This window comes from Rhodothermus marinus (genome assembly GCF_009936275.1).
GTDB classification, from domain to species: domain Bacteria; phylum Bacteroidota; class Rhodothermia; order Rhodothermales; family Rhodothermaceae; genus Rhodothermus; species Rhodothermus marinus_A.
In genome coordinates, this window is the sequence record NZ_AP019797.1 from 1,951,718 (window position 1) to 1,976,949 (window position 25,232).

23 protein-coding genes and 1 tRNA gene are annotated in these 25,232 nt (G+C 65.1%); 16 read left to right on the forward strand and 8 right to left on the reverse strand.

Annotation, left to right across the window (positions count from 1 at the left end; genetic code table 11):
- Nucleotides 1–3: 3 nt before the first annotated feature.
- The 4 genes from folB to GYH26_RS08435 form a co-directional block, all read right to left on the reverse strand.
- Nucleotides 4–420 (reverse strand): dihydroneopterin aldolase, encoded by a 417-nt coding sequence (gene folB, locus GYH26_RS08420; protein ID WP_161541272.1) that lies wholly within the window; start codon nt 418–420, stop codon nt 4–6.
- Nucleotides 410–1,366: a PfkB family carbohydrate kinase gene (locus GYH26_RS08425; RefSeq protein ID WP_161541273.1), complete on the reverse strand. Its 957-nt coding sequence runs from the start codon at nt 1,364–1,366 to the stop codon at nt 410–412. The genes folB and GYH26_RS08425 overlap by 11 nt, the downstream gene beginning before the upstream one ends.
- Before the next feature lie 125 nt (nt 1,367–1,491).
- The gene (locus GYH26_RS08430) at nt 1,492–2,190 is read right to left on the reverse strand and encodes a hypothetical protein (protein WP_161541274.1); all 699 of its coding nucleotides are present in this window, start codon (nt 2,188–2,190) and stop codon (nt 1,492–1,494) included.
- Nucleotides 2,191–2,226: 36 nt separating this feature from the next.
- Complete coding sequence (locus GYH26_RS08435; RefSeq protein WP_161541275.1) at nt 2,227–2,433, reverse strand: hypothetical protein; 207 nt, start codon at nt 2,431–2,433, stop codon at nt 2,227–2,229.
- A gap of 195 nt (nt 2,434–2,628) precedes the next feature.
- On the opposite strand from GYH26_RS08435, the gene GYH26_RS08440 reads away from it, so the two are divergent.
- From GYH26_RS08440 to GYH26_RS08465, 6 genes are all read left to right on the forward strand, one after another.
- The gene (locus GYH26_RS08440) at nt 2,629–5,631 is read left to right on the forward strand and encodes a tetratricopeptide repeat protein (RefSeq protein ID WP_161541276.1); all 3,003 of its coding nucleotides are present in this window, start codon (nt 2,629–2,631) and stop codon (nt 5,629–5,631) included.
- A gap of 3 nt (nt 5,632–5,634) precedes the next feature.
- Complete coding sequence (locus tag GYH26_RS08445) at nt 5,635–7,368, forward strand: TonB-dependent receptor (RefSeq protein ID WP_161541277.1); 1,734 nt, start codon at nt 5,635–5,637, stop codon at nt 7,366–7,368.
- Between the two features lie 62 nt (nt 7,369–7,430).
- On the forward strand, nt 7,431–7,637 hold the full coding sequence (locus tag GYH26_RS08450; protein WP_012844017.1) for an HU family DNA-binding protein: 207 nt from the start codon (nt 7,431–7,433) through the stop codon (nt 7,635–7,637).
- Nucleotides 7,638–7,661: 24 nt separating this feature from the next.
- The gene (locus GYH26_RS08455; RefSeq protein WP_161541278.1) at nt 7,662–8,765 is read left to right on the forward strand and encodes an SPOR domain-containing protein; all 1,104 of its coding nucleotides are present in this window, start codon (nt 7,662–7,664) and stop codon (nt 8,763–8,765) included.
- A 12-nt stretch (nt 8,766–8,777) separates the two neighbouring features.
- Nucleotides 8,778–9,494 (forward strand): MotA/TolQ/ExbB proton channel family protein, encoded by a 717-nt coding sequence (locus GYH26_RS08460; protein WP_161541279.1) that lies wholly within the window; start codon nt 8,778–8,780, stop codon nt 9,492–9,494.
- 11 nt (nt 9,495–9,505) lie between these two features.
- Nucleotides 9,506–9,919: an ExbD/TolR family protein gene (locus GYH26_RS08465; protein ID WP_012844020.1), complete on the forward strand. Its 414-nt coding sequence runs from the start codon at nt 9,506–9,508 to the stop codon at nt 9,917–9,919.
- Nucleotides 9,920–9,922: 3 nt separating this feature from the next.
- Here GYH26_RS08465 and GYH26_RS08470 read toward each other — a convergent pair whose 3' ends face one another.
- Nucleotides 9,923–11,464 carry a YifB family Mg chelatase-like AAA ATPase gene (locus tag GYH26_RS08470; protein WP_161541280.1) on the reverse strand — a complete coding sequence of 514 codons (1,542 nt, stop codon included), beginning with the start codon at nt 11,462–11,464 and terminating at the stop codon, nt 9,923–9,925.
- 122 nt (nt 11,465–11,586) lie between these two features.
- Between GYH26_RS08470 and GYH26_RS08475 the strand changes: the two genes are divergently transcribed.
- Nucleotides 11,587–12,753, forward strand: coding sequence for a hypothetical protein (locus GYH26_RS08475; RefSeq protein WP_161541281.1), 1,167 nt, complete (start codon nt 11,587–11,589; stop codon nt 12,751–12,753).
- Nucleotides 12,754–12,853: 100 nt separating this feature from the next.
- Nucleotides 12,854–13,726: an NAD(+)/NADH kinase gene (locus GYH26_RS08480; RefSeq protein WP_014067158.1), complete on the forward strand. Its 873-nt coding sequence runs from the start codon at nt 12,854–12,856 to the stop codon at nt 13,724–13,726.
- Here the strand turns inward: GYH26_RS08480 and GYH26_RS08485 are convergent.
- Entirely contained in the window at nt 13,723–14,784 is a 1,062-nt protein-coding gene (locus GYH26_RS08485; protein ID WP_161541282.1) for a LacI family DNA-binding transcriptional regulator, read from the reverse strand. The two genes, GYH26_RS08480 and GYH26_RS08485, sit on opposite strands and share 4 nt — an antisense overlap.
- Nucleotides 14,785–14,975: 191 nt before the next feature.
- Here GYH26_RS08485 and GYH26_RS08490 point away from each other — a divergent pair, with 191 nt between their 5' ends.
- The 3 genes from GYH26_RS08490 to GYH26_RS08500 all read left to right on the forward strand — a co-directional run bounded on the left by GYH26_RS08490 (nt 14,976) and on the right by GYH26_RS08500 (nt 17,544).
- Nucleotides 14,976–15,809, forward strand: coding sequence for an SDR family oxidoreductase (locus GYH26_RS08490; RefSeq protein WP_161541283.1), 834 nt, complete (start codon nt 14,976–14,978; stop codon nt 15,807–15,809).
- A 1-nt stretch (nt 15,810) separates the two neighbouring features.
- The gene (locus GYH26_RS08495) at nt 15,811–17,370 is read left to right on the forward strand and encodes a tagaturonate epimerase family protein (RefSeq protein ID WP_161541284.1); all 1,560 of its coding nucleotides are present in this window, start codon (nt 15,811–15,813) and stop codon (nt 17,368–17,370) included.
- A gap of 101 nt (nt 17,371–17,471) precedes the next feature.
- Nucleotides 17,472–17,544: transfer RNA gene (locus GYH26_RS08500), tRNA-Phe, on the forward strand.
- 221 nt (nt 17,545–17,765) lie between these two features.
- Here GYH26_RS08500 and GYH26_RS08505 read toward each other — a convergent pair.
- A complete protein-coding gene (locus GYH26_RS08505) occupies nt 17,766–18,392 on the reverse strand; it encodes a DNA-3-methyladenine glycosylase (protein WP_161541285.1) in 627 nt (208 codons plus the stop codon).
- 63 nt (nt 18,393–18,455) lie between these two features.
- Here GYH26_RS08505 and GYH26_RS08510 point away from each other — a divergent pair, with 63 nt between their 5' ends.
- Nucleotides 18,456–19,019, forward strand: a complete 564-nt coding sequence (locus tag GYH26_RS08510; RefSeq protein WP_242006334.1) for a tetratricopeptide repeat protein — start codon at nt 18,456–18,458, stop codon at nt 19,017–19,019.
- Between the two features lies 1 nt (nt 19,020).
- Here GYH26_RS08510 and GYH26_RS08515 read toward each other — a convergent pair whose 3' ends face one another.
- Nucleotides 19,021–20,214, reverse strand: coding sequence for a thiolase family protein (locus tag GYH26_RS08515; protein WP_161541287.1), 1,194 nt, complete (start codon nt 20,212–20,214; stop codon nt 19,021–19,023).
- Nucleotides 20,215–20,392: 178 nt separating this feature from the next.
- Between GYH26_RS08515 and GYH26_RS15230 the strand changes: the two genes are divergently transcribed.
- From GYH26_RS15230 to GYH26_RS08530, 4 genes are all read left to right on the forward strand, one after another.
- Complete coding sequence (locus tag GYH26_RS15230) at nt 20,393–20,926, forward strand: DUF2231 domain-containing protein (RefSeq protein WP_242006336.1); 534 nt, start codon at nt 20,393–20,395, stop codon at nt 20,924–20,926.
- A complete protein-coding gene (locus GYH26_RS15235; protein WP_242006338.1) occupies nt 20,884–21,453 on the forward strand; it encodes a DUF1080 domain-containing protein in 570 nt (189 codons plus the stop codon). Before GYH26_RS15230 ends, GYH26_RS15235 begins: the two co-directional genes overlap by 43 nt.
- Nucleotides 21,454–21,465: 12 nt before the next feature.
- Nucleotides 21,466–23,475, forward strand: a complete 2,010-nt coding sequence (locus tag GYH26_RS08525; protein ID WP_161541288.1) for a heavy metal translocating P-type ATPase — start codon at nt 21,466–21,468, stop codon at nt 23,473–23,475.
- Between the two features lie 84 nt (nt 23,476–23,559).
- A complete protein-coding gene (locus tag GYH26_RS08530; RefSeq protein ID WP_161541289.1) occupies nt 23,560–25,227 on the forward strand; it encodes an ABC1 kinase family protein in 1,668 nt (555 codons plus the stop codon).
- The last annotated feature ends 5 nt before the right edge of the window (nt 25,228–25,232 follow it).

Here is a 25,232-nt window from a genome sequence, read left to right on the forward strand (position 1 = left end):
GGATCAGGCCCGCCGACAACTGTAGGTCACTTCGGCCCGATCGCAGGCCCCGCCGACCGGGGGGTTCGGCTTGCGCACCGTCACCTCGACGGCCTCGACGATCGGGTAGGCCTCCAGGATCTGATGCGCAATCCTGTAGGCCAACCGTTCGATCAGATAGAACTTGTTCCCGGTAACCACCTCGCGCACTAAGCGATAGACGCCCTCGTAGTCTACGGTCTTCTCCAGCGCATCGGTCCGGGCCGCCTCCTCCACGTTCAACTCCATGGCCACATCCACCTCGTAGCGCCCGCCGATGCGGTGCTCTTCTTGCGTGACCCCGTGGTGCGCGTAGAAAACGGCGTTGACCAGGCGCACAATACCGCGCGACTGGCCCGGCGCTACCGGTATGATGGAAGTCGAAGCCTGGTCAGGTTGCATGGTTCAGTCCCGGCAACGCAAGCGTCTGCAGGTCCACTTCCGGAAACATGGTAAGCCGTCGGAAGGCCGTCACGCGCCGGGCGATCTCCTCCGGTGTGAGCGCCAGCAATCGTTCCGGTCCGAAGCGTTCGACGACGAACGAGGCCAGCGCGCTTCCGTAGATAACCGCCTGCCGCAACGCCGCCTCGTCGAAACACTGCTGCGTGGCCAGAAAGCCCGCCATCGCTCCGGCGAACGTATCCCCTGCTCCGGTGGGATCGAACACGTCTTCGAGCGGATAGGCCGGCGCGCTGAAGATTTCTTCTTCGAAAAACAAAAGCGCGCCGTGCTCACCTTTTTTGATAATGACAATCCGCGGGCCCATCGCCTGGATCTTGCGGGCGGCCCGGATCAGGTTGGGCTCGGCAGCCAGCTGGCGCGCCTCGGCGTCGTTGACCACCAGGCAATCGACGCGACGCAGCACGGCCCGAAGCGCCTCGGGCGTATGCTCGATCCAGTAATTCATCGTATCACAGATCACAAACGCGGGCGCTTTGACCTGATCGAGCACGCGCTGCTGCAGCCGCGGATCGAGATTGCCCAGGCAGACGATCTGGCTATCACGATAAGAATCGGGCAAAACGGGATCGAACGTGGCCAGTGCGTTCAGGTGCGTGTAGAGCGTGTCGCGTTCGTTCAGATCGTAATGATAGCGTCCGCCCCAGGCAAAGGTGTCTTCCTGCGCATTGACGACAAGCCCTTCCAGATCGACCCCGGCCTGCTGGAGCACCTGCCGGTAGGCTTCGGGGAAATCGCGGCCGACGACGGCCACCAGGCGCACCTCAGGCCAGAAGTAGCGCGCGGCCAGCGCCAGATACGTGGCGCTTCCGCCCAGCAATCGGTGTGCGGCGCCAAAGGGCGTTTCGACCGAATCGAGCGCGACGGTTCCGACGACCAGAATGCTCACCGTTTCACCAGTAGCTGCGTGCGACAAAAGCATGCGAGGACAACGCGTCGGTTGTCCTCGCACGCTACGCAAAGATACAGTAATTGTGCCGGTGGCACGCACACCGGACCGATTTTTTCGGCAAATTAGCGAAGGCGCCGCATCCAGTCGTTCAGCTTCTTGAGCGTCGCGGCGGCCACGGCCGTTGCCGCGGCCCCCAGCAGCGTCTCGGCCGCGTCCAGTCCGCGGCGCGCCTCCCGTTTGACGCGTTTCGACGTGTGGCGGGCGGTTTCTTCAAGCGATTCGGCGGCTTCCGAGGCCTGCTCGGCCAGCATCTTGCTGAGCGCCTCGGCCTGCGCCCGGATGCGCTCGCTCAGTTCGGCCGCCTGTTCGGGCAATTCTTTCCGCAACGCGCGTGCCCGCTCGGCCACCGTTTCGCCCAGTTCATCCACCTGCTCGGCGAGTTCGCGGCTGAGACGGCGTGCCTGCTTACGGGCCTGGCGGGCCAGCCGCTCGGCCTGGCGCCGCGCCCGCTCGGTCAGCGGTGGCGGCGAAGGCTGCAGCGCCATAGCCACCAGGCGCCCGGCCAGCACGCCGGCCCCCAGCGCCAGCAGCAGCGCCAGCGTGGGGTTCTCGCTCACCCAGTCGCGGGCCCGCTGCGCGGCCGCCCGCGCATCCAGACGCGCCAGTTGCTCCCGCAACCGCTGCAGCGCCTCGTTCAGCTCCTGGCGCGTCTTCTCGTAGGCATCGACCAGCTCCTGACGCGCCTTTTCATACGTATCGCCCAACCCGCCACCCGTCGCTTCGGTCTGCGCTTCCTGCGTTTGTTTTTTCTCTTCTGCCACGGCTACTCCTCCGGTTTTGGCGTTCAATGCTTCCGATTATCGCCGCCAGAGTGCTCCCAGGAACACCCCCACCGCAAAGGCGGCCACCATGGCCACCACCTGATTCTCCCGCACCCACGTCTTCACCGATTCCAGTCCGGAAGCGGTCGTCTGCTCCAGCGTTTCCAGCGGAGTGGGCTGCTCCTGCGCAGCGCCCGACGCTTTCGTTTCAGGCTCCTGCACCTTGTCGGCCGGTTCCACCATTGCTTCCTCCGATTTTAGGGGTTGAATTGAGTTTTTATAGCCGCTTTGCTGTATTTTTCCGGCGAGCTGGACCGTACGTTCCGCGGCTCCCGCGACAATTACAACATTGTTAACAGTGGCGCGTTTGCCCGGAAGCATAATTTCGAAGGCACGTGCTGCGTTTGCTAATCGTCCCTGCCACCAACCGGACTTACCATGCTGCGCATCATCGGGCGGCTCTGCACGCTGAGTATGCTGTTCCTCGGCCCCGTGGCGCTGCAGGCGCAGCCTGCGCCGCCGGGTCCGGCCGTTTCGTTCGCCCATGCCCTGGCGCTGCACAGCGACGGGTTCTACACGCTCTCGGCCCAGACGTTCGCGCAGTTTCGGAGCACGTACCCGGACGATCCGCGGGTCCCCGAAGCGCTGTTTTACGAAGCCGAGGCGCGGCTGGCCCTGGGACAGACCGACGAGGCGGCCGCCCTGCTCCGCGTCTTCGCCGCCCGCTACCCGACCCATCCGCTGGTCTACGAGGCTCAGCTTGCCCTGGGCAAGTACTTTTTCGACACGGGCCGCTATGAGGAAGCCCGCCAGGCCTTCAGCCAGGCCCTGCGCCCCGGCGTGCCCGCCGCACAGGCTGCCCGGGCGTTGTTCTGGATGGCCGAGTCGGCACAGCGGCTGGGACGTCCGGCCGAGGCCATCGGGTACTATCGACGGCTGGCCGACACGTACCCGAACACGCGGCTGGCCCCGCAGGCGCTGCTGGCAATGGCCTACACGCAGGTGGAGATCGGCGCCTACGACGAGGCCGTCCGCACTTTCGAGGTGCTGGCTGCACGCTATCCCAATGCACCGGAAGCCCGAGGGCTGGGCCTGGCACTGGCACAGGTTTACTACGAGCTGGGCGATTACCGCCGCGCCATCGACGAAGTACAACGCCGCCTGCCCGACCTGAAAGGCGAGGCGCAGCAACAGGCCTGGCTGCTGCTGGCCGAGTCCTACAACCAGCTCCGCGACAGCGAAAACGCCATCGTCTACTACCGCCGCGTGCTGGAAGACCCCGACAGCCCCTACTACCGCCGGGCGCTCTACGGTCTGGCCTGGAATTACTACTTCGAGGGCGTTTACCAGTGGGCGGCCGACCACTTCCGCCAGGTGCGCGAAGGCCGGCGCGACACGCTCGCCATGAAGGCCACCTACTACGAGGCGGTCTGTCGCAAGCTGGCCCGCGAGCCACAACAGGCGCTGGAGCTGTTCCGAACCGTCGTGCTCGAATGGCCCGACAGTCCGCTGGCGCCACATGCGCAGTATGAGTTGGCCCTGCTGCTCTACGAGATGCGCCGGTGGGAGGAAGCACACGACGCGTTCGACTTTCTCGTGCGCACCTACCCCGACAGCGAGCTGCTCGGTGACGCGCTCCGGATGCGCGGCTACACGGCCATCGCGCTCGGTCGCTTCGATGAAGCCTACGAGAGCTTCGACCGAGCCGTTGCCCTGCAGGCCGCCTCGCCGCAACTCCGCACCGAGATTGCTTTTCAGAAAGCCTGGCTTCAGTACCGCCAGCAGAACTACGCCGCCGCCAGCGAGGCCTTTCTGGAACTGTACCGTCAGGATCCCCGAGGCCCTAAAGCCGGCGATGCCCTTTTCTGGGCGGCCGAAAGCTTCTACCAGCTGGGCCGGCTCGACCGCGCCGAAGCGCTCTTCCGCGACTACCTTCGAAGTTTTCCTGACGGCGCCCACGTCGAAGCCGCCCACTACGCGCTGGGCTGGGTCTACTTCCGCCAGCAGCGCTACGAAGCAGCCATTCAGGCCTTCCAGCAGTTTTTGCGAGCCTATCGCCGCACGGAAGAGGCCGTCCCCTACCGGCTCGACGCGCTGCTCCGGCTGGCCGACAGCTACTACGCGCTCAAGCGCTATCCCGAAGCCATCCGCTACTATCGCCAGGCGGCCGCCGAAGGCGAAAGCGACTATGCGCTCTACCAGATCGGCCAGGCCTACTACAACGCGGGCAACTACGAGGAAGCCCTGCGCACCTTCAACCGATTGCTGGACGAACACCCCGAAAGCACCTGGCGCGAGGAGGCGCTTTACCAGATCGGCTACATCCATTTTCTGAACCAGGAATACGATCAGGCCATTGCGGCCTACCGACGGCTGCTCGAACTGGCCCCGAACGATCCGCTGGCCGCCAAGGCGCAGTACGGGATCGGCGATGCACTCTTCAACGCGGGACGACTGGAAGCGGCCGTCAACGCCTACAAACGCGTGCTGGAACGTTATCCGCAGAGTCCGTTCGTGGCCGACGCCGCCACCAGCATCCACTTCGCGCTGATCGCCGCCGGCAACGAAGCGCGCGCCCAGGCGCTGATCGATTCGTTCGCCACGGCCTACCCGGATTCGCGTATCGTCGACGAACTGCGCTTCCGGCGGGCCGAGGCGCTCTACCGCAGCGGCCGCTCCGAGGAGGCCATCCGGACGCTTGAAGCCTTCGTGCGCGGAAGCCATGCGCCGGACCTGATGGGCGAGGCGCTCTACTACCTGGCCACGCTCTACGCGGAACAGGAGCGGTACGACGAGGCCGAGCGTACGCTGCAACAGCTGCTGGCCGCCTATGCCGAGCATCGAAGGGTGCCCGAGGCGCTGCTCCTGCTGGGCAATGTGCAATTGAAGCAGGAGCGCTACGAAGCCGCGCTGGTGAGCTTTCGACGGCTGGCCTCGCTGGCGTCGGAGCGCTCCGATCTGCTGGCCCGCGCCCTTTACGGCCAGAGCGTCGCGCTGCTGGAGCTGGGCCGCTTCTCCGAGGCGCGACAAACGCTGGCGCAGGCCCGGAGCCGCTTTCCAGAAGACGGTCAGCCCGCCATCCTGCTGCTCGGTCAGGCACGGCTGGCCGAAGCCGAGGGCCGTCCGGACGAAGCGGAGCGCCTCTACCGGGCGGTGGTCGGCCGCGCCCAGGACGAAGCCGGCGCCGAGGCGCTCTATCGCCTCGGGGAACTACTGCTGCGCCGGGGCGACCCGCATCGGGCCATCGAAGAGCTGAGCCGCCTGCCCACCCTCTTCCCGGGCTATCCGGAATGGCTGGCCCGTGGCTATCTGGCCCAGGCGCGGGCCTTCCTTGCGCTCGGACAGCGCGGCGAAGCTACCCGCCTCTACGATCTGGTCATCAGTGAATTTCCCAACACGTCGTTTGCACGCATTGCCGCCCAGGAAAAAGCCCGGTTGTAAGCCATGCCGCGATTTTTCAGGATTTTTCTGCTTCTGAGCTGGGCGATCGCCGTTCCGGCACTGGCTCAGGTGCGCGATACGGCGCAGGTCATCCTGCCGGACCTGGCCCCCCGTGAGGTGGAGATCCGGGGCACGCTGGAGATTTCGTTTCCTTCGTTGCAGCGCCAGCCGCTCATCGGCTTCAATCCGCCGCCGCTGGTGCCCCAGATTCCTCCGGATCGCCAGCCGTACGTGGAACCCTATCGCCAGGCGGCCGCCACTCTGGCACCGGTTTCCCTGAAGCGGCCGGAACCGCCTGCGATTGCCACGATCGGCCGCGGCAACCCGGCCAACGGCCTGTTCGAAAGCACCCTGGGGCGCTACCTGACCCGCTCGTTCAACGGCTATCTGGAGTATCCGCTGGCCGGAGGCCTCACGCCCTATGCCGCGCTCATCTACACGGGAAGCAGCGGCTTTCAGCCGTTTGCTGACCGCTCCGACCTGGAAGCCCCGTACGATCTGCTCGACGCCCGAACCGGCCTGGCCTACTCCGGCCGCCTGCAGGCGGGTCTGGAGCTGGGAGGCTTTGCCCACCGCTACCGCCTCTACAGCCTGGTGCGTGACCTGACCTACAGCGCGCCGCGCCGCGAAGGTCAGGGCGGTTACGTGCAACTCCGGGTAGCCCCTTCGGCCCAGGACGATCTGGAAGGCTTCTTTCAGGTACGGCTGAGCTCTATTCGCTATGCGACCACCTACCCGGCCGGTTTCTTCGGCAGCCAGAACCCTGTAGAACGGGCCCTGTTGGAGCGTCGGCTGGACCTGAGCGGAGCGCTCAGCTATCCGTTTGCCGCCGGCACGCTTTCGTTCGACGTGCAGGGGCACGTGGCCGGCATCGATCCACAGGCTTTTCTGGAGTCCGACGTGCGCTCACTGGCCGTCGGGGCCACCTGGCAATTTGCCTTCGGACCCACGCTGCAACTGACGGTAGGCGGCCGCCTGCTGGGCCTGAAGGCCGCGCCTACGAATACGCGGGCGCTTTACCTGTCGCCCGTGCTGGAACTGGCGCTGTTTCCGGCTTCCGGCACGCGGCTGTACGTGCGCCAGCAGCCATCGCTTGAGGCCTACCGGCTCGACGAGCTCCTGCAGGAAACGCCCGTGCTGGACCAGCCGCTCATTCCTCAGCCTGCGCTGCGTAGCGTCGATCTGGAAGCCGGCGGAGACTTCTTCCTGGGGGCGCTTCGTCTGCAGACGGCCGCGGGCTTCACGCAGGCCCCCTTAGAACGCTATCGCTACCAGATCCGCCGGTCCTTCCCGCCGGTCGTCTCGGTCACCCGCCTGAACTATGCCGAGCAGCGCCGTCTGTACCTTCGCACCGAGGCCACGCTGACCCTGTCCGCCGGCCTGCAGGGCACGCTGGGCCTGACGTTCCAGCAGGTCAATCTTCAGGAGACCAATCAACGCGTTCCCTACGAGCCGACCTGGCTGGCCCACCTGCTGCTGAGCTATCGGTTTGCGCAGCAGCGCGGCTTTGTTCAGTTACTGGGCCGCTACGAGGGCGTCCGCTATGCCGCGTTCAACCGCCAGTATCGACTATCGCCTTATCTGGACCTGGACCTGCAGGCCACCTATCAGCTCACACAGGCCATCGGCGTAGTTGCTCGGCTGGAGAACCTGGCACCGGCCCGTTACCGCACCCGCTGGCTTTATTACCCGGAGCCTTCGGCCATCTTCGGCGCGGGCATGAGAATTCGCTGGTAGGCTTGGATTCTATTCATTTTTCGTTGTAGTTTTAGGTAACCTGCCGTTAACACGGAGGCCCCATGGAAACGCCCACTCCTGAACAGGTAGCCCAGGCACTGGCCGAACTGGTGCAGGAGGCCCTGATGCGTGGCGAGTCGGTGCACGTGCCCGGTCTCGGGACGTTCTACGTGGACCACCGCGGCAGCACGACCGAACGGCTGCCGGACGGCCGCGTGGTGCTACACCCGCCCCGCGATCTCCCCGCCTTTACGCCGGAAGCTTCCTGACCCGCCACCAACCGGAACTGTCGCATGCCCGCGTCGCTGATTCAACAGCTGGCCGAACGACTCGGCTGTACCCCTGAAGCCGCCGAGGCGGCGTTTCGCGCGTACGTTGCCAGCCTCCAGGAGCAACTGGAACGGGAGGGTCGGGCCAGTCTGCCCGGCCTGGGCCATCTGGTCCGCAGCGAAGAAGGTCTGCGGTTCGAGCCGGACGCATCCCTGGTGCAAGCCGTCAACCATCGCTTCGCCGGCCTGGAGCCTGTCGTTGTAGAGCCGCCCTCGGCGCAGGCGTATCGCAAAACGGAAGTTGTTCCTCCGGAGGGTGAGGAAACGGAAGCAAGCAAAGAACTAGAAACAGCGGAAGAGGTCTCCACCTCCCCTTTCTACGAGGTGGAGCCTGAGACGCCCCGTGTCGAGGTGCCTCCTCCTGAAGCAGAAAGCCCGGAAGAAGTCGAAGAGGCGGCATCGGCCGTGGAAGAAGCGCCGGCAGCGCCGACTCCCGAACCCGAACCTGAGCCGGAACCGGAAGCCCCGGCCGAGTCGGAAGAGCCAACGCCACCGCCCTCGCCAGAACCCTCGCTGAGACCCCCACGGCCTCCTCGTTTTCGCGTCGAAGAGGAGCGGCGTCGCGGGTTGCCCGTCTGGGTTCCGGCTGCATTACTTATTGTGGTGCTCGGCGCCGTGGCCGTCTGGTTCCTGCTGTTTTCGCGTCCCTCGGAGCCGGAGGTCGTTCCTCCTGCACCGTCTCAGGCCGAAGTGCAGCCGACCACCCCGCCGGAAACGACCGCTGCCGCCGCCCCACCTGCCGCCGATACCGCTGTCGAAACGTCCACCCCGACCGCTGAAGCCCCACCACCGCCTGCTCCGCCGGCTCCCGGCGACTATGCGCTGATTGTCGGCTCAGTGACCAGCCAGACGGCCGCCGAGCGCATTGCGGAGCGTTTTCGCCGCGCGCTGGCCGAACGGGGCCTGCCGGTCACTATCGTAGCCACCACGACAGGCGGAACCACCCGATACCGGGTGGCGGTTGGACGGTATGGTTCACCGGAGGAAGCGCTGGCCGCCAAACGCCAACTCGGCAACGTGCTGCCTCCGGATGCCTGGGTGTTTCGGGTACCTTCCACCACGCAATAATCTGACCCCGACATGGTGCTGCTGCAAGCCGTCTCGTTGCCGACCGACACGTTGAGCGCAATGGCGCCGCCCGCCACTTCCATGTCGCTGCTCGACATCCTGGTGCAGGGCGGGTGGATCATGATTCCCATCGGGCTGCTCTCGCTGCTTACCATCTACCTGATCGTCGAGCGCCTCATCACCGTGCAGCGCGCCAAAATCGATCCCCGTCAGATCATGGACCGCGTGCGCGACTACGTGGAGGCCGGCGACATCCGGGGCGCGCTGGCCTACTGCGAGGCGCAGGACAAGCCCATCACGCGCATCCTCCGCCGGGGCCTGGAGCGGCTGGGTCGCCCGATCGCAGAGATCCGCGATGCCGTCGAGGCGGCCGGCAAGTACGAGGCATTCGAACTGGAAAAGCGCATGGACATCCTGGCCAGCATCGCGGGCATTGCTCCCATGCTGGGGTTTCTCGGTACGGTAACCGGGATGATCGAAGCTTTCCAGCAGATCCAGAACCTGCAGGGCAACGTAAATCCCAGCGTGCTGGCCGGCGGCATCTGGGAGGCGCTGCTCACCACGGCATTCGGTCTGGTGGTGGGTATCCTGGCGTTGTTCGGGCACAACTTTCTACTGACGCGCATCAACCGGCTCGTCAACGACATGGAGCGGTCCGCCACGGACTTCATCGACCTGCTCCAGGAGCCGGTGCCGCGCCCGCGCCGTCAACCTGAAACCCTGCTCTGACACTGGAAGCCATGCCGCTGAATTTTTCCACCTCGCGCAAGCCGCTGACCACGTTCGCGCTGGCCGGACTGGCCGACATCGTGCTGTTGCTGCTGATTTTCTTCCTGCTCACCTCCAGCTTCATTCCCCAGTTCGGCATTCGCGTCAACCTGCCGCGCGTCGAAGCCGGAGCGCCCACGCAGGCCCGATATGTCACCGTCGTGATCACCGAGGACGGCCGCTTTTATGTCGAGCAGCAGCAGGTGGCCCGTGAGGACCTGCTCAGCACGCTGCGGGCCGTCAGGGGCGACCGGAATACGCTCGTGCTTCGCGCCGACCGCAAGGCGACCGTTGATCAGTTCGCCTACGTGGCCAGCGCGGCCAAAGCGCTCGGTATGACGATCCTGATGGCCACCGAGCGCGCCGATGTGAGCCCGCGGCGCTGAGTCTCAGCGCAGGAACCAGGACTCTCGGTCCAGCGAGCGATACTGGATCGCCTCCGAAAGGTGCTCGGGCCGGATCTCCTCACTGCCTGCCAGATCGGCAATCGTGCGCGCCACCTTCAGGATCCGATCATAGGCACGGGCACTCAGCCCCAGTCGGTGAATGGCCAGTTTCATGAGCTGCTGTCCCTCGGCGTCCAGTGTGCAATAACGGCGTACCAGGCGCGCCGGCATCTGCGCATTACAGTAGACGCCCGGCACGTCCCGAAACCGCTCGGCCTGTCGCTCCCGCGCCGCCACCACCCGCGCCCGAATCGCCGCCGACGGCTCGCCCTCCTGCCTGCGGCTCAATTCCTCGAAAGGCACCGGCGTCACCTCGATATGCAGATCGATCCGGTCCAGCAACGGCCCGCTGATCTTCGACAGGTAACGCTGCACCTGCGGCGGCGTGCACACACACGTGCGCCGTGGATCGTTCAGATGTCCGCACGGACAGGGGTTCATGCTGGCCACCAGCATGAAGCGCGCCGGATATTCGATGGAAAAACGCGCCCGACTGATCGTGATGCGGCCCGACTCGAGCGGCTGCCGTAGCACCTCGAGCACCTGCCGCTTGAACTCCGGAAGCTCGTCCAGAAACAGCACGCCATTGTGCGCCAGCGAGATCTCGCCGGGCATGGGATGCGCACCCCCTCCGCAGAGTCCGGCATCCGAGATCGTGTGATGCGGCGCCCGGAAAGGCCGCCGCGCGATCAATCCGACCCCGTTCAGCTTGCCCCCCACCGAATGAATCTTGGTAGTCTCCAGCGCCTCCTCGGGCGTCAGCGGCGGCAGAATCGTGGGAAGTCGCCGGGCCAGCATCGTCTTGCCGGCCCCGGGCGGTCCTACCATCAGCACGTTGTGTCCGCCGGCGGCCGCCACCTCCAGCGCCCGTTTGACGTTCTCCTGCCCGCGCACGTCGGCAAAATCCACGTCGTAGGTCTGCGCCTCGGCAAAAAGCGCTTTGAGATCCCGCCGGAACGGCTCACGCGACACTGCACCCGTCAATAACCCTACCGCTTCCTGCAACGACGCCACAGGGTACACCTCCAACCCCTCCACCAGCGCGGCCTCCTCCGCATTGTCCAGCGGCACGATCACCCCTTTGCGCCCGTCGCGTCGCGCCTGAATGGCAATGGGCAGCACGCCCCGCACCGGCCGCACCTTGCCGTCGAGCGCCAGCTCCCCCACGATGACGAACGGCGCCAGCGCCTCCGGACTCGGACTTCCTTCGCTGGCGGCCAGCAATCCCAGCGCCATGGGCAGATCGAACGCTGCGCCCTCCTTGCGCAGATCGGCCGGCGCCAGGTTCACCGTGATGGCCCCGCGCGGTAACGGCAACCCGCTGTTGCGCAGCGCCGCCCAGATGCGATCGCGGCTTTCGCGCACGGCCCCGTCGGGCAACCCGACCACCGTGTAGCGCGGCATGCCCGATTCGATGTGCGTCTCGATCTCCACCGGAATGGCCTCGATGCCCAGCGTCGTGCTGCTCCAGACCCGGCTCAGCATGGACGGGAACGTTTTTTCTGAAAAAGACACCGAAGCGTTCCCGGTGTAACCTGCAACACGCGTTCGTATTTTTCCGGAGCTGATTTGATCTACCGTTTTGACCGGATAACCCTCGCTGAAAGATGCGCCGCCTGCTGTTCTTTGTGCTCCTGCTCCAACCGATGGGCCTCCATGCTCAGTTTATCGATACATTTGATCATTCCGACCTGGACGGCTGGATCTATTTCACCGGCGATGGCAACGCCCACATGGAGTTCCGTCCGGGCCCCGGCTACGCCACCATCTACGTCGATGCGCGCCAGGACCGGCGCAACATCTGGTGGGCGCTGATCAAACGCGACGTGACCTCCGGCCTGGATCTGGCGTTGCTACAGCATCCCGACTACGAACTCCGCATCGAAGCACGCATCCGCGTCAGCCATGCGCCCCGCCGGGTCAACCTGCACCTGAACACGCAGCGCACCACCGACTTTCACACCCACCTGATGGAGTTCGACATCCCCGACACGACGAACTGGCATACGATCAGCATGACCACCCGGGGCTTCGATGCCGTACCCGGCGATACCGTCTACGGTCAGCTGGCGCTGATGGACTGGGGGCTGGGTGTCTATCGCGTCGATATCGACTATTTCAAGGTTTCGGTGGTACACGTTCCGACGGCCGGCCCCGATCAGGGCGAAGCCGTGTCTTATCACCCGCCCATTCCGCCGGTTTCAGCTTTTGCCCACCACGTGTCGGTCGCGCACGACGCCACCATCGATCTGGCCTATCCCGAACTGAACTTCAACGGCTGGTATGCCGTCACCGACACCATGCGCGTGCCGGTCCTGGCCGTTGGCGCCTCACAGTACGCGATTCTGCGCTGGGATCTGCGGGCGTTTGCCGGACGGCGCGTGGCCGACCACGGCCTGCTGGAACTGACCACCTGGAGCGTGGAACGCCAGGATACCGACCTGGAGGAATTCGGAAAGCTCCGGATTGTCGAAATCCTGGGAGGTGATCCGAACTGGGATCAACAGACCGTTACGTTCCAGACACTCTGCCAGGGCCAGCCTCTGGAGGAAGTTTTCAACACCCAGATGATCATCGACGTAGACGTGACCGAGCGGCGCGGCGGAAAGGTCTTTGCCACCATCTCGCGTCCTGTACTCCAGCGGTTGATCGACGGCCGCACCCTTGGAATCATGCTGCTGCCGCTGGGTGCGCTGCATGCTACGTTTCTGGCGGGGGAGGCCTTCGACGGCCGCCATGCGGCCACGTTGCATTTCACAACGACCGATCGATAAGCGGCCGTTTCTTCAAAAAGTCCCGAAAAGCAGTAGTTGCCGCTTTTTCGCGCCGCCTGTATCGTACTTTTCCGAAGACAGGGCGCATCGGTATCCGGTCATGATCTACGGCATCACGGGCAACACGCAGAAGGAGCAACTCTGGGAGCCGGTCAGCGAACTGATTCGCTGGATGGCCCGTCAGGGACTGGAAGTGCGTCTGCACCCGGACGTAGCACGGGGCCTGGTCGCCCGCGGCCTGCTTTCGGAAGACGAGGCGGCCGCGCTCACGGCGCACGATCTGGCGGCCGAAGTGGACCTGCTGCTTTCATTCGGGGGCGACGGCACACTCCTGCAGAGTGCCCACCTGGCCGGTCGCCGGGGTACCCCTGTGCTGGGGGTCAACATCGGCCGTATGGGCTTTCTGGCCGATGTGGAAGTGGAACAGGTGCGCGAGGCGATCCGCACGATCGAAGCGGGCGACTACCACCTCGAAGCCCGCATGGTGCTCGAGGCCGAACTGGAAGACGGGCCCGTGCCGGAGTTGCCCTGGGCCCTGAACGAGTTCGTGATCGACCGCAGCGGGCTGGCTGGTCTGATCACGATCGATGTGACGGTCGACGGCGTATCGCTGACCCGCTACTGGGCCGACGGGCTCATCTTCTCCACACCGACCGGCTCCACGGCCTATTCGCTATCGGCCGGCGGCCCGATCGTCTCGCCCGAATGCGAGGTGGTAATCCTGACCCCCATCGCTCCGCACACGCTGACGCTGCGTCCCATCGTGCTGCCTGCTTCCGTCGAAATCGAAGCCCGCGTCTACACAGGCGGCCAGCCCTATGTGCTGGCGGCCGACGGCCGCAGCCAGCTCATCCATCGCGAAGGCCAGCGCATCACCATCCGTCGGGCCGAGCATACGGTCAACCTCGTCAAACTGCCCGGCCAGCATTATTTCCAGACGCTGCGCTCCAAGCTGATGTGGGGCGTTCGTTAGTCGGCCGCCAGCGAGCGCTCGGTGGCCATCCGCACGGCGAATCGTCGGAGGTAGTCTTCCGGCGTGATCAACTCGGTCTTGAGCACGACCTGGCGCGGCTGAATGCCATCCTCGCGTTCAATCTCTTCGATCAGCATTTCCACAGCCCGACGGCCGATCTCTCGGGCCGGCTGCCGGACGCAGATGTGCGGGTAGACGTAGAATTCGTTCAGACCGCCTTCGCTGAACGAAATGAGCTGAATGCGCTCCAGCAGTGACGGATCGGTCTCGCGCATGGCTGCGCGAATGCCCAGCTCGACCGGAAACGTAACGGCAAAGATCACCTCAGGCAATTCTTTGCCCTGCAGCAGGCGCTTGAAGGCATAGTAACCATGCCATTCATCGAATCCGCCTTCGATGATCCACTCCGGCCGGATCGGGATACCGGCATCCCGGAGGGCGGCTTCGTAGCCGGCCCGCCGCTCACGGCCGATAAGCACCTCCGAAGTGCCCGCCACGTGTGCAATCTTCCGGTACCCCTTGCGGATCACGTATTCGATGGCCCGGTAGGCCCCTTCCCGGTCATCCACGATCACACTGCTGAAGCCCAGCCCCTCGATCGCACGGTCAAAAAACACGAGCGGCACGCCCATCTGCCGCACCCGCTCGTACACTTCGAGATGAGGCTCCTGCTGCGAGACGGACACGAGGAGTCCATCGACGCGCATGGCCAGCAGTCGTTCGATGTGCTGCCGTTCCAGATCGGCCCGCTCCTGCGAGACGGCCAGCACAATGCCGTAGCCTCGCTGCGTGGCCGTCTCCTGAATGGCATCGACCACCGTGGCCATGAACGCGTGCGCGATCTTCGGCACGACCACACCCAGCGTGTAGGAACGCCGGGACGAAAGCGAACGGGCCAGTAGATTGGGCAGGTAGCCCATCTCGGCGGCCGTCTTCTTGACCAGCTCGCGTGTTTCCTTGGAAATGTCCGGGTGATCGCGGAGTGCTTTCGAGACGCTGACCTTGCTCAGATTCAGCCGCTCGGCAATGTCGGCCAGTCGCACCCGTTTCTTTGCCATGAGCCTCAGCCGGTTAATCCTCCAGATTTTGCAAAATTACGGCAAACACAACATCCGTGCCTGTTCTCGTTCAAAAATTTTATGCAGATTGCGTGTTGCTTACGCGTTCGTCCTGATGCAGGTTTTGCGCGGCGTGATTATTTTGTTTTACTCGGTTGCGTAACCGTTAACTTTTTCCGATCTTTTGAGTCATGAGCATGCATGCAGACCTCGTGCAGCAGTTCGATCTGAGCGGCCGGGTGGCGCTCGTCACCGGCGGAAGCGGCGCGCTCGGGCGCGCCATGGCGCGCGGCCTGGCCATGGCCGGTGCCCGGGTGGCCCTGCTGGCCCGCCGACCGGAGCGCCTGCAGGAAGCCGTGGCCGAAATCAAGCAACTCGGCGGTGAAGCACTGGCCCTTCCGGGCGACGTGCTGGATCGCGCTTCGCTCGAAAAGGCCCGGGAAACGCTGCTGCGCCGCTGGGATCGGCTCGACATCCTGGTCAACGGCGCCGGCGGCAACGTCCGGGAAGCCACGCTCGAACCCGGCCACGCCGTCTTCGAGCTGACCGAGGAGGCCTTCCGCAAGGTCATCGACCTGAACCTGATGGGCACCATCCTTCCCACCCTGATCTTCGGGGAGGTGATGGCCCGGCAGCGACGCGGCGTGATCGTCAACGTCTCGTCCATGGCCGCCACCCGCATCCTCACCCGCGTGGTGGGCTACAGTGCAGCCAAAGCCGCCGTGGAGAATTTCACGCGCTGGATGGCCGTGGAACTGGCCCGTACCTACGGCGAAGGGCTCCGTGTCAACGCGATCGCGCCGGGCTTCTTTCTGGGCGAGCAGAACCGGCATCTGCTGCTACGCGAGGATGGATCGCTGACCGAGCGTGGCCAGGCGATCATCGCGCATACCCCTATGGGACGCTTCGGCGAGGCCGACGATCTGATCGGCACACTCGTCTGGCTGTGCAGCGACGCTTCGCGCTTCGTGACGGGCGTCGTGGTTCCTGTTGACGGAGGATTTTCCATCTTTACCGGGATCTGAGATGGTAACGGTACTGCAAACGCTCCTGCAGCGCCCTCGGCCTCTGGCCGAAATCGACCGTACGTCGCTGGCGCGCTTCCTGACCGACGTGATTCGCCAGCAGGTGTATCCGACTTCTCTGGAGCCTACCTCGGAGGGTGTGTTTTTCCTGGCCCGCGATGGCCGGGAAAAGCGTCTGGGCATTCTCTCGGAAGCGGGCCTGCACGATTTCGAGGGCGTGCGGCACCAGCTCTCGCTCGACGGCCGCACACTGATCTTTCAGTCGTGTCCGCTTACGGCCGCCAATGCCCGGGCACTGCGTCGGCACATTCCCTGGACGGCACCTCGTCCGCTCGGGCTACGCGCCTCGGTGGGCTGCGGCGATCGCCTGGGCCTGGCCACCCCGGGCCATGTACGGGCCGTGCGCAAGCATAAGCTGGCCCCTGTCTTCGCTCAGCAGTCCATTCGCGAAATGACGCGCACCGGCCGCACCCCCCAGCAGGTGCTCGACGAGGCCATGTGGGGCGTCTTCCAGGAAGGCTGGCGCCAGGGCTACGGCGCCGACGCCGACCACCTGAAGACCGAAGAAGACGCCGATCGCTGCATCGAGGCCGGCTTCACCTTCTTCACGATCGACCCGAGCGCCTTCGTCGATAACGAGGTGGACACGGCCGATGCGGCCACGCTCGAAGCCAAAGTGGCCGCCCTCCCCTGGGAGTCCCTCGAAACGACGCTCGCCGATCTGCGCCGGGCCTACCTCGGCCAGCATTTCCAGGTGGGTCCCTACGAACTGTCGTTCGAGGAGCGCACGCTGATGCAGGCGCTGGCCAAGTACGGCGGCGCCATCGCCCACACGGCCCGCATGTATCGCCATATTGCCAACCGCATGGGCAACCGCCCCTTCGAACTGGAAATGTCCGTCGACGAAACCGAAGTGCCCACCTCCCCGGCGGAGCACTTCTTCGTGGCGCGCGAGCTACAGCGGCTGGGCGTACGCTGGATCAGCCTGGCGCCCCGCTTCGTGGGGCGCCTGGAAAAGGGCGTCGATTACATCGGTGATCTGGAAGAGTTCGAGGCCCACCTGAAGCTCCACGTGGCGATCGCCCGCACCCTGGGCCCCTATAAGCTGAGCCTGCATTCCGGATCCGACAAGTTTGCGCTCTATCCGCTGTTTGCCCGCCATGCAGGCGAACTCTTCCACCTGAAGACGGCCGGCACTTCCTATCTGGAGGCGCTGCGGGCTGTGGCCGAGCTGGATCCGCCGCTGTTTCGGGAGATTCTGGACTTTGCCCGGGCCCGCTACGAAACCGACCGCGCCACCTACCACGTATCGGCGCTGCTGGAGCGGGTCCCGAAGGCTTCCGACGTGCCCGACGACGCCTTGCCGGCACTGCTGGAGCAGTTCGATGCCCGGCAGGTGCTGCACGTCACCTTCGGTTCGGTCCTGACGGCCACCGACGCAGACGGCCGCCCGCGCTTCCGGGACCGACTGCTGGCAGTCCTTCAGGAAAACGAAGAGACCTACTACCGACTGCTGGAAGCGCACTTCGACCGCCACCTGGCCCCGTTCGACGCAGCTTGAGCGGTGCAACCCGCACCTTCAATCCTTCATGAAACCCGCCCGACGGCGCGACGTTTGTTGCCTCTGGCAGCGCAATCGGTGTATATTTGAGCGCTGCGGATGGTCAGGTAGCTCAGTTGGTAGAGCACGGGACTGAAAATCCCGGTGTCGGCGGTTCGATTCCGCCCCTGACCACTGAGGCATCAAAAAACCCCGCGATTCGGCTCGGAATCGCGGGGTTTTATTTATTAGCGTGTACGACACGGGTAAATAAACTCCGCTGCACGCCGAGTTGTGTGTTCTACAGGACCGCTACCCACCCTTTCCGCGCTTCCGGTTGCTGCTCCACCAGAAAGCCGAGAGACACACAGACACACGGGCTGCGGCTCGCTTATCATCCACGCCCCCCTTTCCCCTTACGGCCCCGGGGACACGTAGGGATTGTCGCGCACGAAGAAGCGCCAGAGGCGGTCGGTTCCGCGGGAAAGGCCGATTCGGGGTGAGGTGGCGACTTCGGCGTCCGACACCGGCTTCCCGGGTGCAAAGTAAAGCGGCGGCGCTGTGAGTGGCTTTCGATGGTAACGACCGTCGATGTCGAAGGCCATGGTGAGCCGTCCCGGTCCGCCGGTCAGTTCGCAGGGCCGGCGAGCCTTCGGGCGACGCGCCCGCAGAAAGTCGAGCCCGGCAATCGGCTCCACCGCTCGGATGAGCACGGCTCCGCCCACGCCTTCCGGCTCGGTCACCACGTTCAATAGCCAGTACATGCCGTAGTTCAGATACACGTAGGCCGTACCAGGCGGCGCAAACAGGTCGTAGGCGCGCCCTTCGGGGCGCACCTTTCCGGTGGCCGGATCGACCAACCGCCAGCCATGAAAGGCGGGATCGTCCTGGCGATAGGCTTCGGTTTCGACAATGCGTCCCACCAGACGCACCCCGCTGGGGTGCTCATGCACCAGCCACCGCCCCAGCAGATCACGCGCCACCTCCAGCGTAGGCCGGTCGAAAAACGATGGCGGCAGGGGAACGAGATTATTCAAATCCATTGACTAAACGAAGACGTTGCCCTAAACTGTAGGGGTCCTCCAGCGAAGCCAACAGGAATGCGCATGCGACGGTTCACAGTTCTTCTGCTCGGCAGCGTGCTGGCGCTTGCGGTGGAAGCCCAGCCCTCGGACTGGTCCACGCTCTTCGTGCGTGCCATGCGGTTGAAGGAAGCCGGGCAGTACGCCCAGGCCATTCCGCTGGCCGAGCAGGCGCTCGCGCTGGCCCAGGCGCAGTACGGTCCCGAAAATCGGAGCGTGGGGCTGGCGCTGAACCTGCTGGGCCAGCTTTACACGGCGGAAGGAAAATACGACGAAGCGGAGGCGTTCCTGAAACGGGCGCTGGACATCTACCACAGATGGTTTGGCGCGCAGTCGCCGGAGAGCGCCGGCGTGCTGAACAACCTTGGCCGTCTGTACCTGGACCGCGGCCGGCCGGAACAGGCGGTGTCGGTACTCCAGGAGGCGCTGGCCCGCTTCGAGCAGGCCTACGGGCCCGAAAGTCACCGTCTGCGCTATACGCTGGAACTGCTCGCCGAGGCCTATCAGGCCATGAACCGCCCGGACGAAGCCCGACGCTACGCGGCGCGGGCCGCCCAGCTTCCGCCTCCGCCAAAGGCGCAGCGGTAATTTACGCGAGGCGTTCCACCGCGACGGCCGTACCGCCGCCCGTACCGTGACAGATGGCGGCCAAACCCAGTGTGCCGTTGTGCCGACGCAGCGCGTGCACGAGCGTTACGATGATCCGCGCGCCCGAGCAGCCGATCGGATGCCCCAGCGCAATGGCGCCACCGTGCACGTTCAGCTTCTCGTAGGGCACGCCCAGCATGCGGTGAAACAGGATGCTGTTGATGGCAAAGGCCTCGTTGTTCTCGAACAGGTCGAAGTCTTCGATGCGGCGGTCCAGCCGATCCAGTAGCCGACGCACGGCCGGCACCGGCGCCTCCGGAAACCGCCACGGCTCGCCGGCCGCCCAGGCACCGCCCAGAAGTCGGGCGATGGGCCGGAGCCCGTAACGCTCGACGGCCGCCCGGCTGGCCAGCAGGAGCGCGGCCGCCCCATCGCTGATCTGGCTGCTGTTGCCGGCCGTCAGCACCCCGTCTTTCCTGAAAGCAGGCTTCAGGGCGGCCAGCGCCTCGCGCGTCGTATCGGGTCGGATGCCTTCGTCTCGATCCAGCGTTTTCGTCTCACGCCGCTCCCGGTAGGTGATCGGTACGATCTCGTCGGCAAAGTAGCAGCGCTCGGTGGCCTCGGCTGCCCGACGATGCGACATCAGCGCGATTTCGTCGAGTTCTTCGCGCGTGATACCATGTTCGGCGGCCAGGCGTTCGGTCTGCTCACCCATCGCCTCGCCACTCATGGGATCGGTCAGGCCGTCATAGAGCAATAGATCGACAAGCTGCTCCGGCGCCCCCAGCAGGAATTTGTAGCCCCAGCGCGCCCGCGCCGACAGGTAAAACCCGGCCTGCGACATCGACTCGACGCCACCGGCCAGCAGCAGATCGGCCTCGCCAGCACGAATCATGGTGGCCGCCGTCATCACGCTGATCATGCCCGAAGAGCAGACCATGTCGACGGCCAGCCCGTCCACCTCTTTGGGGATACCGGCCTTCAGTGCGGCCTGACGCGGAATAAGCTGACCATGCCCCCCACGCAGCACGTTGCCAAAGATATAGCCGTCCAGATCTTTCCCTTCCACCCCGGCCCGCTCCAGGGCGGCCTTCATCGCATGCGCGGCCAGATCGACCGGACTGTAGTCCTTCAGCGCGCCGCCGAATTTGCCGATGGGCGTGCGTACGGCGGTAACGATATAGACGTCCTGCATGGTGCGTTCGGATTGATTGGAAGCGGTTTCGATGTGCTCGAAACGACCCCGCCGGAAAGCGGGTTTCGCCCTGCCCGCACCTTTGCGAGAGCTTAACGAATTTTAAGGCTGCGTACAGGATTTTCGGGGCGACCGTCCTGTTGATTACAGACAGACTGTAAACCAACCTGAACTTCCCATGCTTCCCGACTGGGCACCGAACCTGCACCCGCTGGTGGTGCATTTCCCCATCGCGCTGCTTTTTCTGGCCGTCGGATTCGACCTGGTCACCTGGCTGCTGCGCCGGCCGGTGGCCCTGGTCCGGATAACGGCCGTGCTTTACGCACTGGGGGCGCTTTCGGCGCTGGTGGCGTTTCTGACCGGACGGGCAGCGGCCGACAGCCTGGACCTGCCCACGGCGGTCATTCCGGCCGTCACCGCACACGCCGACTGGGCCGAACGTACCGTCTGGTTCTTCGGCATCTTTGCCCTGATTCGACTGGCGCTGGCCTGGTGGCGCCGTCCGCTGGCCCGTGCCGCCTGGCTGCAGGGGCTGCTGCTTTTGCTGGGTGCCGGAGGCCTGTGGCTGCTGTACGAAACCGGCGAGCACGGCGCCGAGCTGGTCTATGCACACGGGCTGGGCGTGGCGCCGGTGCGTACGCTTCAGCCGAACACGACTCGCTGGCACAGGTGCTGCAACGTCAGCAGGCGGCCGCACAGTTCGAACGCCTGACCGAAGGGGGCTGGCGCTGGACGCCCGGTCCCGGAGCCGAACCGACCCTGACCGACACGTTCACGGTGCTGGATGGCACGCTTTCGGCCATCACATGGGCGTCGGGCCCGGAAGGTCTCCGGTTGACGCTTTCCGAGACGCCGGTGCTGCTGGTCGGCCCCGGCACGCTTTCCGGTACGGAGCTGCGCGCCCGCCTGCGGCTCGACAGCCTGGCGGGAAGCGTTCGTCTGGTCTACCACGTCCAGGATCCCCGGAACTATGACTTTCTGGAGCTTTCCCGGGACCGGGTGCGCCAGGGACGGCTCGAAGATGGCCGGGTGCGGATCTTCGACGAGACGCCGCTTGCAACGAGCGGCTGGCTCGACGTGCGGATCGTTGCCCACGGCACGCACCTCCGGGGCTACGTGAACGGCCGCCTTGTAACCCACGGACACGGCCCGGCCGCCCGCCCCGGACCGGCCGGAGTGCATCTGCAGGGACCGGGCGTGCTACTGCTTCAATCCATAACCGTCCAACCTGTCGCATGAACGAAAAGGGCCATGACTCATCACGACGCTCATCATAACCAGCACGAGCATTCCACGCACAAACACGATCACCACGCGCATCATGCGCACATGGTGGAGGATTTCCGGCGGCGCTTCTGGATTTCCCTGGCGCTGACGGTGCCGATTCTGGCGCTTTCGCCCATGATCCAGGCTTTTCTGGGGCTGGGCGAAGCACTGCGTTTTCCGGGGGATCTGTGGGTACTCTGGGCGCTGTCGTCCGCCGTGTTCTTCTACGGAGGCTGGCCGTTCCTGAAAGGCATTGCCGAGGAGCTGCGCCAGCGCAATCCCGGCATGATGACCCTGATCGCCATCGCCATCAGCGTGGCCTATCTCTACTCGAGCGCAGTGGTTTTCGGGCTGGCCGGAAAAATCTTTTTCTGGGAGCTGGCCACGCTGATCGATGTGATGCTGCTGGGGCACTGGATCGAGATGCGTTCGGTACTGGGGGCATCGCGGGCGCTGGAAGAGCTGGCCCGCCTGATGCCGACCGAGGCCCACAGAGTGATGCCGGACGGCTCAATCCAGGATGTGCCGCTTGATCAGCTTCAGCCAGGCGACCGCGTGCTGGTCCGCCCCGGCGAAAAAATTCCGGCCGACGGTGTGATCGTCGAAGGCCATACCACGGTCAACGAGGCGCTGCTCACCGGCGAATCGGCACCGGTCGAGAAAAAGGTTGGCGACACGGTGATCGGCGGCGCCATCAACGGCGAAGGGTCGCTCGTCGTGGAGGTGCAGAAAACCGGCGCCGAAAGCTACCTGTCGCAAGTCATCGAGCTGGTCCGGCAGGCGCAGGAGACAAAGTCCCGAACGCAGGACCTGGCCAACCGGACCGCCCGCTGGCTTACCGTCGTGGCACTGGGAGGCGGCGCGCTGACGCTGGCGGTCTGGACGCTGGTCATGGGCCAGCCGTTCGACTTTGCGCTGGAGCGCATGGTGACCGTCATGGTGATCGCCTGCCCGCACGCTCTGGGATTGGCTGTGCCGCTGGTGGTGGCCGTCTCGACCGCCCTGTCCGCACAGCACGGGCTGCTGATCCGTGACCGCACGGCCTTTGAAAACGCGCGCAATCTGCAGGCGGTGATCTTCGACAAGACGGGCACGCTCACCGAAGGACGCTTCGGTGTGACCGACACGCTGGTTTTTCAGGACGGGCTCTCTGAAGAAGAACTGCTAAAACTGGCAGCGGCCGTCGAGCAGCATTCCGAGCACCCGATTGCCCGGGGCATCGTCGAGGCGGTGGCGCATCCCCCGGCCGCCGAGGATTTCGAAGCCATCCCGGGCAAAGGAGCCCGGGCCCGCGTCAATGGCGAGGAGGTCCGCGTGGTCAGTCCGGGCTACCTGCGCGAGCACGGACTGGAGGTGCAGGACGATCGCGTAGACCGACTGGCCGAACAGGGCAAAACGGTGGTGTTTGTCGTGCGCGACGGCCGGGTAGTCGGCGCGATTGCCCTGGCCGACGTGATCCGTCCCGAATCGAAGGAAGCCGTGCGCCAGCTCAAAGCAATGGGCCTGCAGGTGATGATGCTCACCGGCGACAACCGCCGCGTGGCCGCCTGGGTCGCTCGCGAAATCGGCCTGGACGACTATTTCGCCGAGGTATTGCCCGACCAGAAAGCCGCCAAAGTGAAAGAAGTGCAGCAGCGCGGCCTGCGGGTGGCCATGGTAGGCGACGGTATCAACGACGCCCCGGCGCTGACGCAGGCCGATGTCGGCATTGCCATTGGCGCCGGCACCGACGTGGCCATCGAGACGGCCGACATCGTGCTTGTGCGCAACGACCCGCGCGACGTGGTGTCGATCCTGCGCCTGAGCCGTGCTACCTATCGCAAGATGGTGCAGAATCTCTGGTGGGCGGCCGGCTACAACATCGTCGCCATCCCGCTGGCCGCCGGTGTACTCTACAAACTGGGCCTGCTATTAAGTCCGGCTGCTGGCGCCGCCCTTATGAGCCTGAGTACCGTCATCGTTGCCATCAATGCACGTTTTCTCAACATCGTATAACCACGGACGCGCTTCGCTTCGTCTGGCTTGCAATTGCGCGGGGAGGCATTGTAGTATGCGGGGCGAACCTGAGTGTCTGAAACCATGCCCCCTACTGCCACACGGGCGCGGCGGGCCCGTCAGATCGCCGAAGTGCTGCTCCGCCACGGCCTGGGCTACCTGGTCAGCATCTTCGGTCTGGAGCGGTTTGTACCGCTGCACCGGGGTCTGCTGGGCCATCCGCGCCGCCCCGAACCCTATGCCGCGCCCGAGCACCTGCGCATGGCGCTCGAAGAGCTGGGCGCCGCCTGGATCAAGCTCGGCCAGTTTCTGGCCACCCGTGCCGACCTGCTTCCCCCTTCCTACCAGCGCGAACTGGCCCGTCTGCAGGATGCCGCCGCCCCCGTCCCGGGCGCGCAAATCCAGGCCGTCATCGAGGCCGAACTGGGACGCCCGGTCTCCGAGCTGTTCGCCCGCTTCGAGCCCGAACCACTGGCCGCCGCCTCGATCGGCCAGGCCCACGCGGCCACCCTGCCCGACGGCACCGAGGTGGTCGTCAAAGTGCGACGCCCTGGGGTCGTCGAACAGGTCGAGCAGGACCTGGAGCTGCTGCTGACCCTGGCTCACACCGCCAGCCGCCACTGGGAGCTGGCCGAAACCTACGACATCGTGGGCATCGTGCAGGAATTCGCGCTGACGCTCCGGGCCGAACTGGACTACCTGCGCGAAGGCCGCAACGCCGAGCGCTTCGCCCATAACTTCGCCGGCAACCCGGCCGTCCATATCCCTCGCGTGTTCTGGGAGTACACCACCTCGCGCGTGCTCACGCTGGAGCGCATCCGGGGCATCAAGATCGACAACCTGACCGCTCTCGACGCCGCTGGCTTCGACCGCACCGAACTGGCCGAACGCGTGGCGCGCATCCTGATGCAGATGGTCTTTGAGGACGGCTTCTTTCATGCCGATCCGCACCCCGGCAACTTTTTCGTCGAGTCTGACGGCACCATCGGATTGATCGACTTCGGGATGGTCGGTGTCGTGGATGCTCCCACGCAGGACCGACTGGCGCAACTGCTGCTAGCGCTCGCGCAGCAGGATCCGGATCGGCTGGTGGACGCCTTTCTGGAACTGGGCGTGGCGCGGCGCTACGTGGATCGCCTGGCCCTGCGCGAGGACCTGCGCCATTTCGTGCTGTCCTACTACGACCGCCCGCTGCGTGAACTGCGCCTGGAGCCGCTGCTGAAGGAAGCGCTGGCCATCGTCCGCCGCCACCACCTGCACCTGCCCACCAACCTGGTGCTGCTGGCAAAAACCGTCATGATGGCCGAAGGGCTGGCGGCCCGGCTGGCCCCCGACTTTCAGGTGGCCACGCTATTGCCCGGCTACGTTCGTCGCCTGCTGCTTCACCGCTACCTGCCGCTGCGGTGGATTCGGCGGTTGAGCTGGACAGGCCTTGAGGCGGCCGAATTCGGATTGGAGCTTCCTCGCCAGCTCCGACGCCTGCTGCACGCGCTGGAGCAGGGCAGCCTGCAGCTGGGCATGCGACCCGAAGGCTTCGAGCCGCTCATCGCACGACTGGAGCGACTGACCAACCGACTGGTGCTGGGTATGATCACGGCCGCCTTTATCGTGGGCCTGGCCGTGCTGATGACGGCGTTTCGCCTGCCCGGCATCGAGCCCCTGATCGGCCCCCTTTTCGGGCTGGGCTTTCTGCTGACCGCCCTGCTGGCCGCCTACCTGATCTGGGTGATTCTGCGCTCCGGACGAATCTGAATCGC

Excerpts from the sequence above, each read along its gene's own strand:
- GYH26_RS08485 (WP_161541282.1), bottom strand. The coding sequence starts at position 14,784 with ATGGCAAAGAAACGGGTGCGACTGGCCGACATTGCCGAGCGGCTGAAT.
- GYH26_RS08445 (WP_161541277.1), top strand. The coding sequence starts at position 5,635 with ATGCCGCGATTTTTCAGGATTTTTCTGCTTCTGAGCTGGGCGATCGCC.
- GYH26_RS08440 (WP_161541276.1), top strand. The coding sequence starts at position 2,629 with ATGCTGCGCATCATCGGGCGGCTCTGCACGCTGAGTATGCTGTTCCTC.
- GYH26_RS08505 (WP_161541285.1), bottom strand. The coding sequence starts at position 18,392 with ATGGATTTGAATAATCTCGTTCCCCTGCCGCCATCGTTTTTCGACCGG.
- GYH26_RS08435 (WP_161541275.1), bottom strand. The coding sequence starts at position 2,433 with ATGGTGGAACCGGCCGACAAGGTGCAGGAGCCTGAAACGAAAGCGTCG.
- GYH26_RS08460 (WP_161541279.1), top strand. The coding sequence starts at position 8,778 with ATGGTGCTGCTGCAAGCCGTCTCGTTGCCGACCGACACGTTGAGCGCA.
- GYH26_RS08490 (WP_161541283.1), top strand. The coding sequence starts at position 14,976 with ATGAGCATGCATGCAGACCTCGTGCAGCAGTTCGATCTGAGCGGCCGG.
- GYH26_RS08510 (WP_242006334.1), top strand. The coding sequence starts at position 18,456 with ATGCGACGGTTCACAGTTCTTCTGCTCGGCAGCGTGCTGGCGCTTGCG.
- GYH26_RS08480 (WP_014067158.1), top strand. The coding sequence starts at position 12,854 with ATGATCTACGGCATCACGGGCAACACGCAGAAGGAGCAACTCTGGGAG.
- GYH26_RS08495 (WP_161541284.1), top strand. The coding sequence starts at position 15,811 with ATGGTAACGGTACTGCAAACGCTCCTGCAGCGCCCTCGGCCTCTGGCC.
- GYH26_RS15230 (WP_242006336.1), top strand. The coding sequence starts at position 20,393 with ATGCTTCCCGACTGGGCACCGAACCTGCACCCGCTGGTGGTGCATTTC.
- GYH26_RS08465 (WP_012844020.1), top strand. The coding sequence starts at position 9,506 with ATGCCGCTGAATTTTTCCACCTCGCGCAAGCCGCTGACCACGTTCGCG.
- GYH26_RS08450 (WP_012844017.1), top strand. The coding sequence starts at position 7,431 with ATGGAAACGCCCACTCCTGAACAGGTAGCCCAGGCACTGGCCGAACTG.
- GYH26_RS08475 (WP_161541281.1), top strand. The coding sequence starts at position 11,587 with ATGCGCCGCCTGCTGTTCTTTGTGCTCCTGCTCCAACCGATGGGCCTC.
- folB (WP_161541272.1), bottom strand. The coding sequence starts at position 420 with ATGCAACCTGACCAGGCTTCGACTTCCATCATACCGGTAGCGCCGGGC.
- GYH26_RS08525 (WP_161541288.1), top strand. The coding sequence starts at position 21,466 with ATGACTCATCACGACGCTCATCATAACCAGCACGAGCATTCCACGCAC.
- GYH26_RS08470 (WP_161541280.1), bottom strand. The coding sequence starts at position 11,464 with ATGCTGAGCCGGGTCTGGAGCAGCACGACGCTGGGCATCGAGGCCATT.
- GYH26_RS08530 (WP_161541289.1), top strand. The coding sequence starts at position 23,560 with ATGCCCCCTACTGCCACACGGGCGCGGCGGGCCCGTCAGATCGCCGAA.
- GYH26_RS08515 (WP_161541287.1), bottom strand. The coding sequence starts at position 20,214 with ATGCAGGACGTCTATATCGTTACCGCCGTACGCACGCCCATCGGCAAA.
- GYH26_RS08455 (WP_161541278.1), top strand. The coding sequence starts at position 7,662 with ATGCCCGCGTCGCTGATTCAACAGCTGGCCGAACGACTCGGCTGTACC.